Annotated in this window: 10 protein-coding genes; 2 read left to right on the top strand and 8 right to left on the bottom strand. The window is 45.6% G+C overall.

The window, feature by feature from the left end:
* Positions 1–103: 103 nt before the first annotated feature.
* Positions 104–4,084, bottom strand: coding sequence for a pullulanase-type alpha-1,6-glucosidase (gene pulA, locus V1U08_RS05425; RefSeq protein WP_330470117.1), 3,981 nt, complete (start codon positions 4,082–4,084; stop codon positions 104–106).
* Between the two features lie 542 nt (positions 4,085–4,626).
* On the opposite strand from pulA, the gene V1U08_RS05420 reads away from it, so the two are divergent.
* Together V1U08_RS05420 and pdxY are read left to right on the top strand one after the other, a co-directional pair.
* Positions 4,627–5,820 carry a tetratricopeptide repeat protein gene (locus V1U08_RS05420; RefSeq protein WP_330470116.1) on the top strand — a complete coding sequence of 398 codons (1,194 nt, stop codon included), beginning with the start codon at positions 4,627–4,629 and terminating at the stop codon, positions 5,818–5,820.
* Between the two features lie 233 nt (positions 5,821–6,053).
* Positions 6,054–6,923: a pyridoxal kinase PdxY gene (gene pdxY, locus V1U08_RS05415; RefSeq protein WP_330470115.1), complete on the top strand. Its 870-nt coding sequence runs from the start codon at positions 6,054–6,056 to the stop codon at positions 6,921–6,923.
* A gap of 70 nt (positions 6,924–6,993) precedes the next feature.
* On the opposite strand, the gene sstT is transcribed toward pdxY, so the two are convergent.
* The 7 genes from sstT to malT form a co-directional block, all read right to left on the bottom strand.
* The gene (gene sstT / locus V1U08_RS05410) at positions 6,994–8,214 is read right to left on the bottom strand and encodes a serine/threonine transporter SstT (RefSeq protein ID WP_014234994.1); all 1,221 of its coding nucleotides are present in this window, start codon (positions 8,212–8,214) and stop codon (positions 6,994–6,996) included.
* A gap of 356 nt (positions 8,215–8,570) precedes the next feature.
* Positions 8,571–9,647 carry a ribosome small subunit-dependent GTPase A gene (gene rsgA, locus V1U08_RS05405; protein WP_330470114.1) on the bottom strand — a complete coding sequence of 359 codons (1,077 nt, stop codon included), beginning with the start codon at positions 9,645–9,647 and terminating at the stop codon, positions 8,571–8,573.
* Between the two features lie 279 nt (positions 9,648–9,926).
* The gene (locus V1U08_RS05400) at positions 9,927–10,229 is read right to left on the bottom strand and encodes a glucose PTS transporter subunit EIIB (protein WP_020333479.1); all 303 of its coding nucleotides are present in this window, start codon (positions 10,227–10,229) and stop codon (positions 9,927–9,929) included.
* 197 nt (positions 10,230–10,426) lie between these two features.
* On the bottom strand, positions 10,427–11,044 hold the full coding sequence (locus V1U08_RS05395) for an SCO family protein (RefSeq protein WP_330470113.1): 618 nt from the start codon (positions 11,042–11,044) through the stop codon (positions 10,427–10,429).
* A 9-nt stretch (positions 11,045–11,053) separates the two neighbouring features.
* Positions 11,054–11,479 (bottom strand): hypothetical protein, encoded by a 426-nt coding sequence (locus tag V1U08_RS05390; RefSeq protein ID WP_329354287.1) that lies wholly within the window; start codon positions 11,477–11,479, stop codon positions 11,054–11,056.
* A gap of 144 nt (positions 11,480–11,623) precedes the next feature.
* Complete coding sequence (locus V1U08_RS05385; protein ID WP_239946787.1) at positions 11,624–12,541, bottom strand: DUF368 domain-containing protein; 918 nt, start codon at positions 12,539–12,541, stop codon at positions 11,624–11,626.
* 558 nt (positions 12,542–13,099) lie between these two features.
* A complete protein-coding gene (gene malT / locus V1U08_RS05380) occupies positions 13,100–15,808 on the bottom strand; it encodes an HTH-type transcriptional regulator MalT (protein ID WP_014234988.1) in 2,709 nt (902 codons plus the stop codon).
* Between the last annotated feature and the right edge of the window lie 187 nt (positions 15,809–15,995).

Here is a 15,995-nt window from a genome sequence, read left to right as displayed (position 1 = left end):
TGCTCAAGTGGGAATCCCAGCCAAATAAACAATGGGTTATATGGGCTTATAAAAACACAAAAAAAGGGGAAGCATGGCTTCCCCTTTTTGTATCGTAAATGACTTAGTTTTGCGTCACTGTCACGATTGGTGCTGTTGTATCAGCGGCATTGAAGTGGAAGTTATAGCTTCCGTCGGCTGGTACCGTGATACTGATGTTACCGCCACCAGACTCCATCGTTAATGGTGTACCGAATTCAATTGCGCCCTGACCGCCAAAGTTAGTGGCGTCAGCCCAATCTGAACTTGCGATCTTCATTTCGAACGAGCCCGCAGTCAGGTTGATGTCTAATGAGTAAACATCGTTTGCGACATAGCTGAACTTCGCGCTTTCAATCGCAGCCCAGTTAGCGTCTGTCACATCACCGCGTAGGTAAAGTGCCGTTTCGCCAAACGTTGGTGCGTCTGCTGATTTTGTTACCGAAACAACTGGTTTTTCTACGCTGTCATCTTGAACGTTAAGTGCATTAAGGATGAAGGTGTATTTCCCTGTTTCAGTCACAGTCAGTGCACAGTTGTCACCTGTTCCCAAGTCAAGGGAATCACTTGCCTGATCCGCTGCGCTACAACCAATATTTGGGTTCGACCAACCAGTGTCTGCAAATTTGAACTCATGGTCACCAGCTTCCAGTACACCTGTTACAGAGTACATACCGTTACCAATGAAGGTCATTGCCCAGTCTGAGCTATCTGCCCAACCGTTCATTGTTCCTTTCACGTAAACAACCGTTTCACCGTAAGGAGGGATGCTTGATACGTCTTTGTTTGACGTATTCACAGGCAGACCCGCACCTTGCGCGCCAGCTTGAGGCTGTACAAAGACTGCCGTCGTCAGCGCTGGTACAGTGAAGGTTTCTCCAGAGAAGCTTGCTCCTTGAACAACAGCATCCGCAGAGTTTTGCTGTACGGTATGAAGTTCGAAACCGCTCGCACCAGCGATGGTAAACGATTGTGCCTCAGATGATGAGTTAACTACTGCGACAATTGCGTCGTTGTTTGGATCCAGATCCTGACCTGCAGAGACACCGTCATCAATCGACATAACAATCAGACCAGCAACTTGATCTTGCCCAACGTTACGGAAGTCGACACGATTCATCACTTCTTGAGCGGTATCCAGACGGAACAGTTCACTTGAACTACGGATTTTAAGTAGCTCGAGGAATTGCTGCTTGGTTAGCTCAATGTCAGTTGTATCAGGCTTCGCTGTGCTGTCACTGATGATCGTTTTGATAAGATCCCAGTTATCGCCATCTTTGTCTTCACGAGGCAGACCTACGTTCCAGTTGTTGTCGCTACCGTCAAAGAAAACACGGTTGAACCAGTCGCCAGAATCGTAAGAGTCGCGCTGCATTGATTTTGAACGAAGGAGTTCAGAGCCCATGTGAATGAACGGAATACCTTGTCCTAGCATCACGGTTGAAAGTGATACGCTTTGCATACGAGCACGATTAGCCGAGCTGATGCCTGTCGCAATCTTGTACGCGTTGTTATCCCAAAGCGTTTGGTTATCGTGCTTAGAAACGTAAGAGATGTTCTCTGAAGGCATCTTAGTATAGCCAGCAGGCGCGCCGTTGTAGTCTACGTTCTTACCAAGCTTGGTTTCGCCGGTGTAATCGACAAGGATGTAATCTGCCAAGTTACCTGCCATACCCAGACGAACGATATCTTGGTTGTGCAGACGACCATTTACTGCGTCAGTATCTGTTTTGGTTTCTTCGTTTGCGTATGCCGCGTTACCAAAACCCTGATTGTAACGAAGTGAGTGTTTACCATCTGAATCGACACCACCATCAAATGGGCCACCTCCACGAACTGCATCACGTAGGCGATCTGAGAAGGTACCGATCTCTGTACCAGCCATGTTTAGCTGAGTCGCTTGATCGAAGCGTGCGTCGTTAGCCACCTCACCAAAGTCCCAACCTTCGCCGTAGAATAGTGTGTTCGGGTCAATCTCACGGATTTGCTCTAAAGCGTAAACCATTACATCTTTTGGCTGGTGACCCATCAAGTCAAAACGGAAGCCGTCAACTTTGTAGTCTTTCGCCCAAACCTTCAGTGAGTCAACCATCAGTTTACCCATCATCAGGTTTTCAGTTGCGGTGTTGTCACAACAGGTAGAGTTTTCTACGCCACCAGTATTCACGTTTAGACGGTGGTAGTATCCCGGAACGATTTTATCCAGAACAGATTTGTCATTGATGCCAGATGCGTTGGTATGGTTGTACACCACGTCCATCACCAACTTAAGTTCCATCTTATGCGTTGCCTGAACCATCTCACGAAATTCCAGTATACGCTGTGTTCCATTCGGGTTCGTTGCGTAGCTGCCTTCCGGTACAGTGTAATGGAATGGGTCGTAACCCCAGTTGAAGCTGTCTAGCATACGCAGATCGTTCATCAGTTTCTGTGCAGACCCAGATGCAGGATCGTAACCGTTCAGAACATCTTCAATGATTTTCGCATCATCTTCTGATTCACAGACAGAAGCGTCAGGTTTAATGCCACATAGTTTGCCAACGGTATCGTTGATGTCGACGCGGTTGTCTACATTCTCATCGACGGTAGCGATATCAAATGCAGGTAGAATGTGTAGCGTTGTTAAACCTGCATCTTTCAGCGCTTGTAGGTGAGAAACAGACTCACGTTCAGGCTCTGTTAGCGCTAAGTATTTGCCGTTATATGCTGGTGTGCCTTGGCTGTCATTGAAACTGAAATCACGCAAATGTGATTCGTACAATACGTGATCTTCGTCTTTTTCAACGGTTGGACGGTCGTAATTGTTCCAGTCTTGTGGCATTAAGCTAGCGTCGTTCAGGTCGACAACTTGTGAGTAAAGAGAGTTTAGCGACAAGCTTAATGAGTATGGGTCAGTGACCATACGTGTTTCCACAACGCCTGTGGTTGGATGGTAAACCTTCACCTGATAGCGGTAGAACTTGTTTACTACGTTACTTTGTGGCTCGGAAACCCAAATACCCGTTACGCTGTCTTCCGTCATTGTAACGGTTGATTCTTCTTGCAGATTCTCATCGTAGATAATCAGAGAAACGTCTTGAGCCGTTGGAGCCCATAGCTTGAAGGTTGCAGCGCCGCCTTCGACAATCGCGCCCAGTTCCTGACCGATCGCGTTACCAGCATCAGCATCAGCGAATACCGCATCCAGTACGCCTGGTTTTTGCACTTCAGTTGCAGAAATGACATCACCATCAGCGTTGTAAGCCACCATTACGATTTGTGATTTTAGAATCGTACGCAGTGTAGCGTCATCCACATCAATGCCAGCAGCTTGCAGGCTAGATAAGTGACGGAAGCGAGATTTCAGATCATCAGACAAATCACCTGTTTTGCTTAGTTCTATCGCTGTGCCACCAGTGATCTGTTTGTCTTCATCCATTTGGATGTCGTTAGTCAGGCTGTAGTAAAGCTTCATTGAGTCAGCATTTGCTGCCGCTTCCCAAGCAATAGTGTTTGCATCTAACCAGTGTGCTTTCTGGCCATCAACGTCAACTGGTCGCTCTTCGATTGGTTCGTAGAACAGCTCGCTACTGCCGTGGAAGCCAAATACCCCTTTAGATTCGCCAATCTTAGTCAGCTCAACTTTCGAGTTTGCGCTGCCGAAGGCTTTGTCATCACCATTGTGTAAGATGAAGTTCATACATTCGTATGGGTCAGCGGCGTCAGGATCGACTTTAAGTACGTAGTAGGCACCGTAGGTTTCGCTGATACCGTCATATTCGCGAGGCGATGCCCAATCAGTACCACCGCTTGTAATGCCCATGGCATCTAAATCAGTACTGGTACAGCCTTCGCCGTTCCATAGGTGCAGACCCCAGCCCTCGTAGCCGCTTGCTGAAGATGCTGAGGCAACATCACGTTTATAGTAAACAACAACTTCATTCTCTCCCGCAGGGTACAGTCCTGCACTCGGGCTGGTGGTATTGTCGTCGGTGCTGTCACTACCACAACCGCTGATCACCGCGACGGAGATCAAAGGCAGTACGGTTTTGGCAATTATTGATAATTTAAATGTTTTTTTGTCCACGTTTACAAATCCATTTTTATTGAATTGATATAAAGAACGCGTCAGTTCTTCGGCTCAAAGAACGGAAGAACCATACGTCCTATCTGGTGCAAATGCCGAAAGGAAATGTTCAAAGAAATGCTAATACACTGACTCATCAGCAAAATGTGAGAACGGACTGTTTAGTTTTTTACAAATGAAAATTTTCTTACACAGTGGATTTGGTTCACAAATTAACTAATAAAACGGACGCATAGTGAGAGGAGTGACACACACTCAAAATGTTAATTTTGATAGGAGTAGGAAGGGGGGATGACAGGGGAGGAGAATGTCTCAGCCCCAAAAGCGTGACTACCTTCTATAAAAAACCAATCAATAATTTTCGATAAAAAATAAGTTAAGGCGTCTGAGTTTTAATCACGTCATTCTTTACTTCTCAACTTCAGATTTTCATCGGGTAGCCGATATAAAGTCCAAGTGCTGAAACTATTCAGACAAAAGCAATTTAAGGGTTTCCCTATGGGGGAACGTCAATTTATATCATGGAGAACAAGAGGCGGTTTATGAGTAGCATGGGTATTGCCATTGCGGCAACTGTCCTTTCACTTGTCCTGATATTTGTATGGATGATCTCGCTGTCGATGCGAAAACAACGTCTGGAAGCAGAGCGGCAGGCTCGTGAGGCGGCATATCGCAAGGCAATGAAAAAAGCTCGTGAGCAAGAGCTTAAAGAGCGGGAATTTAAGGCTGAAACCGGGCACATACCGACGATTTTATTTCTGGCGAAAGAAGCGGAAAGAAACAATATCAAGCAGGCTTTGTATTGGTACGATAAAGCGGCGAAGCTAGACAACATCAGTGGCATGTACGGCATTGTTCGTATGAGTGAGCGTATGCGTGAAGATGTGGTTCTAAAAGAGCAGGCAAACTTTTGGCGCACTGCGATCGCTGGCGTAGAAGGTGATTTGGAAGCGAAATTTATCACCGGAAAAGCGCTGGTTTTCGGCCGAGGTGTGGAACAAAACGTCGCCAAAGGACATGAACTGATCGAAGAAGCGGCCGACGAGGGTTGTGTCGATGCGATGCTGTATATGGGTGAGTGGCAGTTATCCCCGGAAAATACGTCGGGTCACAATGCCGACGCACTTTATTGGTTTATGAAGGCCGCAGAGAAAGACAGTATCGCTGGGAAAATTCAGGTAGGACTGTGTTACACCAAAGGTATTGGTACTGAAAAAAGCATGCTGAAAGGCCGTTATTGGCTGGAAAGTGCTGCAGAGCTCGGCAGTGCAGAAGCCATGTATTACGCAGGAGAAGCTTGGAAAGATTCGAGCAAAACTGGCAACGCTATTGCCTACATTTGGTTGTTTCTCTCTGCAAGCATGGGGTTCGAAGCAGCTCGAATATTACGGGATAAAGTCGCGGGTAATATCGGCGTTGATGTGGTGGTGGGCTTACAGGTGATAGCCAAACCGCTGCAAAGAATGCTGGCATCTGGCGTGGTAAAAAAGCACTCTATCATTCGTGCGTTAAACAAGGTTTATAAACGTGAGGCGTACTTCCCTAATGAAGATGAGTTAAAAGATGTCATCGCTGATGAGCCTAATTTAGACCAAGACCAGTCAATCGAAGGATACACGACCAACTCTTGTCATGCGTCAATAACAGATGAGGTGGATACAACACCAAAATCATCGTTCTCCTCTCAGCCTTCCAAAGCTGCGCTCGACTTTACCCAGAACTTTCTCCAGCCGTAATGATTGAATAAGCCTCACACTTGAGGCTTTTACTTTAACAGCCTGCAAACTCTTATTTATACAACACGGTTAAGCCGGCACAAGGTTCTGAAGGCCAAATACGGGCATCGGTAAGGGATGGTTAAGAATTGAGTTAAACAATCTTTGCTAGTCGGATACACTAGCGGCTTCGCAAAACTGGCGCTTGCCGCAGTCTTTGAACTATCGATAACAAAAATAAAAGGACAGGTACAATGCAGGGTATCCTCTCTATACAATCACACGTTTCTTTTGGTCATGCTGGTAACAGCAGCGCTGTCTTTCCGATGCAGCGTATGGGTTTTGAAGTGTGGCCTATTCATACCGTGCAGTTTTCCAATCACACCCAATATGCAGAGGGTTGGACAGGTCGAGCGTTTTCAGCCGATGACATCAGTGAGCTTGTTCGTGGTTTAGGTAACATTGGCGCTCTGGAAAAATGCCAGGCGGTATTAACTGGTTACCAAGGAAGTGCAGAACAGTGCCTCGCCGTGGAACAGACGGTCACTCAAGTTAAGAGTAAGAATCCAGACGCACTTTATGTATGTGACCCAGTGATGGGCGCGCCTGATAAAGGCTGTATCGTTGCTCCGGGGATTGCTGAAAACCTGTTAACGCGTCTGATGCCAATGGCAGATGTGATCGTGCCAAATCAGTTCGAACTCAGCCAGTTTGCAGAAATGGAAATTCATACGTTGGAAGAGGCTATTACCGCCTGTCTGCGAGCGCTAGCGAAAGGGCCGAAGGTAGTATTGGTCAAACACCTTTACTGTCTGGATAACGGCAGCTTCAACATGCTACTGGCTATGCAAGATGGTATTTATCTGGCAAAACGCCCGCATTTTGAATTTGCCAAACAACCAGTTGGTGTGGGTGATCTTATCTCAGCGATTTTTACTGCTGGGCTACTCAAGGGCTGGAGCCCGAAACAGGCTTTCCAGCACTGTCATGATGCATGTTATGGCGTACTAAGTGCAACTTTCCATGCTGGTGAGTGGGAATTACAAACAATCGCCGCTCAGCAAGAGTTTGTCGAGCCAGCTAAACATTTCCCAATTGAAGAAGTGGCCTTAGCTACTGTGTAATCAAAGTTGATATAAAAAATGGGGAGCCAATCGGCTCCCCATTTTATTTGTCTATTGACTCGTAATTCGATTATTGCTGTTCTTTTTGGTGCTCTGAACGGCAAACTGCGGCAGTGAAGACAACGTCTGTAGAACTGTTTAGAGCAGTCTCTGCTGAGTCTTGAATAACGCCGATGATAAAGCCGACCGCTACCACCTGCATTGCTACGTCATTCGAGATACCGAATAGGCCACAAGCAAGAGGGATAAGTAGTAGAGAACCACCTGCAACACCAGAAGCGCCACATGCAGATACCGCTGCAACGATACTCAGAAGTAATGCCGTCAATAGGTCAATTTCAATACCCATAGTGTGAACTGCAGCCAACGTTAGTGTTGTGATAGTGATAGCAGCACCCGCCATGTTGATGGTTGCGCCTAGAGGGATAGAAACTGAGTAAGTGTCTTCATCCAGTTTTAGCTTCTCACACAACGCCATGTTCACAGGGATGTTTGCCGCACTTGAACGAGTGAAGAATGCTGTTACACCACTTTCACGCAGACATTGGAAAACCAATGGGTATGGGTTTTGTTTGGTTTTGAAGTAAACGATCGCAGGGTTTACTACCAATGCGATGATAAACATTGCACCTAACAGTACTGCTAGCAGGTGAGCGTAGCTCGCTAGCGCGCTGAAACCTGTTGTTGCGAACGTTGAAGCTACCAAGCCGAAGATACCAAATGGTGCTAGACGAATAATAAAGCGTACGATGTGAGACACACTATGGCTTAGATCTTCGAAAACCGCTTTAGTAGTGGCTGAAGCGTGATGCAGCGCCAGACCAAGACCAACACCCCAAGCAAGAATACCGATGTAGTTTGCTTCTACTAGAGCGTTTACTGGGTTATCTACCACTTTAAATAGTAGTGTGTGTAGAACTTCTGCAATACCTTGTGGTGGGGTAGCACCCTCAGCGCCGGTTACAAGCGTTAAAGTGGTTGGGAAAAGGAAGCTTAGAACCACGGCAGATAGCGCTGCGAAGAATGTGCCCAATAGGTAAAGCACAACGATCGGACGCATATAAGTGTGTTGGTTTTTCTTTTGGTTTGCGATAGACGCAGCAACCAAAATAAATACTAGGATTGGAGCAATCGCTTTAAGCGCTCCAACAAAAAGGCTACCAATCATTCCAGCGCTTTGAGCGTGACTTGGTGAAACTGTTGCAAGTAAAACACCAAAGACAATACCGACAAGGATCTGGAGAACGAGGTTACCACGAGCATATCGGGCAACGAGGCTGTTATGTTGCATACATCATTCCTGCAATGTTATGCCTAAGTGATTGAATAATAACTACACATTACACGGCGATAATGCCCTTATTAAATAAGGGGTGAGCATTGCTTCTGGTCACTAAGACACATGATTATCAATTATCCTGTTTTTATATAGTCAGTCATTCTCTGACTGAACCGCCCATATCTTAACTTGGTAATATTTTGTGTCTAGTTTTAGTTTGTTTTTGGATTAAATGTTTGCTGAATGTTATTAAATTAAGTTGTTTGTGTTGCAATAATTTGGTGGTTATGAATGATGCTTTTTAACAAAGTTATTAAAAAGGAGACAAATGTCTCCTTAAATTGAATTGACCGACGAAAGTCAAAGCGTTAGTAATCTTGATAGCGTTTACGCTTCTCACTCATCGTATTGCGAACCATTTTTCCAAACTGTCTGTTTCTAGCTCTTTGCTCGGCTAGAGTCGCTCCGTTATTTCTTTGTTCCCTCAATAGCTTTTGGTAGTTTTTTAAGCGACGTTGTTCCAATGTCCCATTTTCGATGGCGGCTTGAACGGCGCAGCCCGGTTCTGAATCGTGGTGACAATCGCCAAAGCGACAATGTTCAGCTAGCTGGGTGATGTCAGAAAATGTTTCACTGACCCCTGCTTCGCAATCTGCCAACTGAAGTTCACGCATTCCAGGGGTATCAATTAAAATACCACCAGATGGCAAAAGGTGTATTGAGCGAGACGTTGTGGTGTGTCGGCCTTTACTGTCATCTTCACGGATATGACGGGTTGCTTGCTCCTCCTGCCCAAGCAATGCATTTACGAGCGTCGATTTGCCAACGCCAGACGATCCAATAAACGCGACTGTTTGCCCTTCATGACACCAGTTCATTAGCTTAGCAACACTGTCAGTGTCTAAACCGTTTACGGCCTCGATAGCTAAAAGGTGATCCAATTTCTGTACTTGGCTTGTTATCTCATCAAGGTTATCGCATAGGTCCTTTTTAGTCAGAACGATGACCGGTTCTACCATGGCTTCATGTGCTAGCGTCAAATACCTTTCAATACGGCTTAAGTTGAAGTCGTCATTCAGTGAACAAACAATAAATACCGTATCAACGTTCGCGGCGATAAGTTGCTCTGCCACTTTGTCACCTGCCGCTTTACGACTGAACAGGCTGCGTCGTTCAAGTAAGCGAACAAACTGTTGGTTCTGATCTAAGACGACCCAGTCACCAACCGTCATGCTAGGTAAAGATGAGTGAGCATTGAGATGGATGTTACCGTCCTCGTTGGCCAATAAGTAGCCACTGCGATGATGTGCAATCACTCGCGCAAATTGCGTGTTTTCATAATCGTCTAAAGTCAGCTGCTGCTGAAAGAACGGTTTCCAACCTAAACGCTTGAGTGGGTTGCTGGTTGAAGTCAGTGTTGCAAAAAAAGAGTGTGTTTTATTCATTGTTGAATTATCCCAGACGCAACAAAGCGCCTTAATACAAATTGCATTAGGGTCTAATTCGGATAGATTTGACCCCGGAGAAACCGGGCAGAGAAGGGAGGTTGTGGCTAAGCCACCAATTGAACTTTTGGACGTTTACCCTTGCGATGCCCAGTGTGTGTTTTGCATTACAATCATTTTGTGTCCTCTTTAGTTGGTTGATAATTGGGTTCGTTAATAAGACGGGGAGAGTATAGTCGCTCTCATTCGTTTGCGGTAGCGAAACTCATGCTGCCAGAGCTAACTTTGGCTGCTCATTCGCTCTTCCATTATCTGTGAATAGCTATTTGCCTTCAGCCCGTAGATGATTTGGATATGTTTATCATCTAAAACCACTACGCCGTGAGCGCCATGTTGTTTCAACGCTTTTTGATCAACGACTGCCGTCGATTTCAGAGTCAACCTCAAACGTGTGGCGCAAGCGCCTGTTTCAACGACATTCTCGATACCACCAATCGCGGCAATAATCGTGTCGACATCCTGATCCATGTTTGGATTTACCTGAGTCAGGAACTTTAAAATACGTTTGAAACCTTTCAGCATGTAGTTGTCTACCTCTGGAACTTGGAGACTAATGTATAGCGTAAATGCACCTGTACATTTGAGGGGTATAGCACAGAATTATACTTTGAAACAAATAGCCAGTAAGAATAGAGCGAGATAAATGAGGCTCCTATTGAGGAGCCTCTATCGCTTAATCGTTGCAGTGCTGCGTCGTTACCAGGAGTTCTGTGACTTGACTAGCTTTTCGTCGACGTATCGTTTGATGTGAGTTGTGAGATTGCCTCGACGATCGGTGCAGGCGTCAGCGTGTGAGGAACTTTGGTGATCAAGGTTCCGTCAGGTTTCAAGAAGTAGAAGTAGGAGCTGTGGTCCAGTGTGTATTTCAGCTCAGAGCCTTCTAATTCTGTTTTGCGGAAAATAACGCCATAGCTGTGTGCCAGCGGAGTCGTGATGTCTAGCGGTGCAGATAACCCCTCAATCATAGGATGAAAGTAGTGTGCGTATTTTGCCGATGCATCCGCTTCATCGCGCTCAGGATCGAGAGAGATAAACATTGGGCGTAGCTGGGCCTTTTGTTTATCGTCAATTTGGTTGAGTGCTCCTGCTAGCATGGCCAGAGAGGTTGGACAAACGTCAGGACAGCGTGTGAAACCAAAGTACACAATACGAATACGAGGGTCATTGACATCGAAAATGTTGACTGGCTGGTCATTTTCGCCAAATAACACCGTCTGCTCTGACTTAGCTGGCTCAGTTTGTTCGGTTGGGATCGCTTCTTGGCTGTCTAAATAGCTTTTAGCGCCAAATCCGAGTACGAAAGCGACCACGAGAAATAGGGACCAGTTGCGGCTCATAATGATTCCTTACCTTTGCATTTTGATGGCGGGATAAATGGTGTCTTGTCCGTCGGTGAGCTCTCCGACCCAAGTCATTGACTCTTGAGTACAGACCGGCAAGACCACTTCACCCATGTATTTTCCTGGAGACACCTTGTTTAATAAAAACTTAGGCTCACCCATTTCCATTTCTCGTCCTGACAAGCTCAATACGAGTTGTTCCGCTTCGCTGTCAGACCATTCTACGGTCAGCAGTGCAGGGACTAAGGGCTGGGTGTTATCGACATTAAGTGTCATGGTTACGTCTTGTTGGACGCAGGCCTCCGTAGATAGAAAACAATATTCATCAAGCGGTTTGAGTTCAGAGGAGGTCGACAAACTTTTAAGTAGCGTCGGGGCGTAAAACCCCGCGACCAGTGCCACAGCGACACCAGTGATATTCAACAGTTTCATTAAGGTTCAGCAGTTATGACTTAATAAGAACTGCATCGTAGCACACCTGGGCGATGCTCAACGAGACAAGTTCCGAGAAAATGTATTTACCTTAGTAGATTAGAAAAAAACGGAGCCATCGGCTCCGTAATGAAATTAAGACATTTATTTACTTGAATCTGCGAACTTTTCCAAGCTAAGTACCAGCGCTATCGCGGCCAGCATCATGACAATGGCGATAACCAGTTGTGATGGCTGAGAAGTTATGTGTTCATACTCAAACGGCGTCAAGTTGTGCTGAAGTAACGGAACTTGTTCACCTTTTGAGTTTGTGCGCCAGGTTAATGTTTCTTTCCATGGCCAGATTTTAGGCAGTGTGCCAATCATCAACCCGGTTAGGAACATTAATGTTGCGTCTCTAAAGTGGCGCAATAACCAAGAAAGCAAATGTGAGAACGTCAGTAAGCCGATAACACAACCTGCTAAAAACAGCGCCAAAATGTCTACTTGGAAGCCTTTTACTGCCGCTAATACGGGAGTGTACATGCCGATGAGCAGCAAAATGAAGCTGCCTGAAATGCCCGGCAGAATCATGGCACAGATAGCGATAGAGCCAGCGATCAGCGTATTCACCATTGTCGGTTCCATATGCAGTGGCTTAAGCACCGTAATGCTGTAAGCGAATGCAACGCCAACTAATAAGGTAATGAAACGAATAGCGTCGCGTTTTTCTACCTGACGCACGATGTGGTAAACCGAAACCAAAATCAGCCCAAAAAAGAATGACCAGATTGGAATAGGGTGCGTGTTCAAAAGCCAGGTGATCAGTTTCGCGAGGGTTGCAATGCTAACGAAAATACCGGAAAACAGCGTGATAAGGAAAAAACCATTGATATGGTTAAACGCTGCTTTCGTTCCCTCTCTTTTCCAGATGGATAAAAGCCTTGGGTTGATGCGTCGAATGCTCTCTAGCAAGGTATCGTAAATGCCTGTAATAAAAGCGATAGTGCCGCCAGAGACGCCGGGAACCACATCGGCTGCACCCATTGCCATTCCTTTAAAGAAAGTAATTAGATAGTTCATTTTCATACTGTTGATTTCTGATGATGGGGCAGAGTATACAAACATTACTGGTAAAAAAGTATGAAATAGTATTGTTATTACGAGATAAATCCCTCTCTAACCGGTTGATTATTGTTCTAAGTTTAGATGTTTTGTTTAGGTATTAAGGTATCACTCAATAATTGTGTTTGGAGTGTGTTATTTGCAAATTGCATTTGCTAAATGCAACGACGTTTTTCGTTTTGCTACAGATAATGTTTTAGAGCGCTTTCATATGAGATATTGAGCCAAAAATAAAGCTTTCAATTTTGGCACGCTTTATGCATAATACGCCGCGACCCTTCTTAAGCCGAGGGTCACCTAGCCAACTGACGTTGTTAGTGAATACAGATTGTTCACATTAAATATCAGCCAATCGCGATTATTGCGATTGGCTATTTTTTTGTCTGAATAAAAGGCTATTTCTGCTCAACCGCAGCTCAGGCTACTAAGTGCAATGCTGAAAGCACAAGCTAAATAAAAAGGGCTGACGCTTTCACGCCAACCCTTCGTTTTAAGCTACTCAGTGGTTTATCTCTTCTAGTAACCCATCAATTGCAGTAGGTTTTCTGCCGTGATAATCGCTTCCTTACGGTTCGCAATGTTCAGTTTCTGATACAGGTTACGGATATGGGTTTTAATGGTTGTTCCAGCGACATCAAGCTCCTGAGCAATTTGTTCATTACTGAAGCCCGAGTAAATCAATCCAAGCACCTGCCACTCACGTTGAGTGAGCGGGCTAGTGCGCACTAACTCTGGTACGTTCGGGTGGTTCACCAAGTTCTCAATAAAGTCTTCATCGAAGTGAATTGAACGGCTGCGCTGATTTGATGAAATGTCTTTCATCAGTTGCTGTGCGCGGTGACGTTCTAAATCGCCCAACTCGTGGCGCAGGCTAAGCTTCTCTAACAAACCGCCAATGGTTGCGCCATCAATCAAGAAGTTTCCAACCATACCTGTCTGGTTGGTCATTACTAATGCTTCTTTAAGTAAGGCTTTCGCTTGTTCTTCATCTTTCTGACGCGCGGCTAATACCGCTTCAACAACTAAGTTGCGGTTCGTGTCAGTGACTAAGTTACTGCGATGCGCTTCGCTTTGTAGAAAATTCAACGCTTGGCGAGCTTCGTCATATTGACCAAGATTAATGTGCGCACGAACAATATTACGCCACTGCAATTGACAGAAGTGGTTACACGCAGATTCTGGACGAACTGCACTGTTGAGCCACTCTTGTATTGCATCCATATTGCCGCGAGCTTGCCAAAATAAGATGAGGGACAATGATGCGTTCGCCGTCCAATCAACGTGGTAAGTTGATTGCTTCATCAAGTGTTGAATATGCTCTATAAACTTACCTGCTTTGTCGAGCTCTCCACGTCCAACAGCGATACGTGCAAGCATAGAATAGCTATGTAAGTGCTTGCTTGGCGAATGGCTTTCTAAGATCTGTAAACCCTTATAAGCACACTCTTCGGCTTCATCCAGACGATTCCAGCACCAAAGCACTTGCGCACGAATACGCAGTAAAAACTCATGCAAAGGCACGTGCTGAAGCTGATGCTCTTCAATCAGACGGAAACCCGAATCTTGCAATTCAAAGGCAGCCTGAACATAGCCTTGGGCAATCAATATTTCACTTTGTTGTAGAATCGCCCATAACGCCTGATGATAAACCTGATACTGGCGAGCCAGTTTTTCCGTTTGCTGCATCATCGGTAATGCGCGATCGAGCTTACCCAGTACGTGATTGACTTCACCAACGACTGAGGTCGCCACGATTCGGCTGCGATAGATGGTGTGATCAAGCTCACTGAGTGCAAGTTCTGCTAACTCAAGTGCTTTTTCTGGCTGGTTACTGTTAATCGCAACCTGTGCTAGTAGCGCATTGGCCTGACCTTGATAGTGGACATCCAGCTCAATATCGCGCTTTTGGTGCTCGGCTTCTGCTTCTTCAAGCAACTGACCAACCTGATTGTAACGGTGCTGACTTTGAGCCAGCCATGCGCGTAACATCGTTAGTTTTGGATGACTAAACAGCAGTTCTGAGTCAAGCTGATGAATGGCATTTTCCAAGGTGCTCAACTCGCCTTGGTTAAACATTTTCCAGCCAAATTCGTTAAGAATTTCAACCACTAAATCTTTATCATCAGATTTCTGAGCGTGGTGAATTGCTTGGTGAGGCGATTTTTGTTGTAACCAAGCTAATGCAGCATTGCGATGTAGATCTTTTTCTTGCTGAGGAATGCGAGCCTGGCGTTCATGAGACAAAAACTCACCGAACAGGTTGTGGAATCGGAACCAGTTATGTTCACCCTCGAGAGGGTAAATAAACAACCCGTAGCGATTCAGGGATTCAATCATACCGAGTGCATCTTCACGCTGAGTTAACGCGAATACCAACTCGTCGTTGAAATGATCCAGAACCGAAACCTGCATCAGGAATTGGCGGGTTTCATGATCGAGTAGATCAAATACTTCCTCTACCAGGTAATCCCAAAGATGTGCATGGTTGAACTGCGAAACAGACTCTACCGTCTGCGCCAAGGTACGGTTTTGATGCTGCGCCTGAAGAGCGATAAGTTGCAACGCAGAAGGCCAGCCTTCAACATAAGTTCTCAGACTGTTTGCCATGTCTTCATCAATACCGTCAGCGATGCGCTGGTTAAAGAAGCGGGTCGTTTCTTCTGTGTCGAAGGCTAACATGTCGTTGCCGATTTCGATCATCAAGTCACGCACACGCAGGTTTGCAGTACCTAATGGCGGTGTCGCACGGCTTGTGACGACGACGGTTAAGTTGTCTGGCATGTGCTTTAAAAAGAAGCGCATCGATTCATGAATTTCATCATTGGTGATTAAGTGATAGTCATCGAGTACCACGTAACATTCCTGATGAAAGTCAGCCATTTCGGCAAACAGCTCGCTATACAATGAGCGTAAAGAGGATATTTGGCGTTTTTCCGCCAGTTTCTGTGCATTAGAACAACTGAAGTTTGTCGCTTTGTTTAATGCCTGCAACAGGTAATTGACAAAACGGAAGCCGTCATTATCGCTGTCATCAATACTGTACCAACCAACATTAGGCTTATCCGACAGCCACTGCGCTGCCATTGTTGTTTTACCGTAACCGGCAGGTGAGCGAAACAAAACCAATTTGTAATAAGGCGCTTGTTGCAGTAAGTCCAGCACTCTTGGACGCACAATGGCGTTATGTAACCGGCCTGGGCGAGTGAGCTTAGATGGAATCCACATTATTCGTTATGTCCTTAATTTATGTAAGCTAGCGAAATCTGAAAACGGTTTTCGTCACCAAATTTTAATCTGTTTAAAAAGTAAACAAAAATATAAATCGAGTGGGATGTTACGACATCGCTATTACACCTTACTTTGATCCACTTCCTAATTCTCACGAGATGAGGGAAATGGCACCAACTACGCC

This window comes from Vibrio sp. YYF0003 (assembly GCF_036350715.1).
GTDB lineage: Bacteria > Pseudomonadota > Gammaproteobacteria > Enterobacterales > Vibrionaceae > Vibrio > Vibrio natriegens.
Note: the sequence above shows the minus strand (reverse complement) of the source record. Positions and strands in the feature narration are given on the sequence as shown.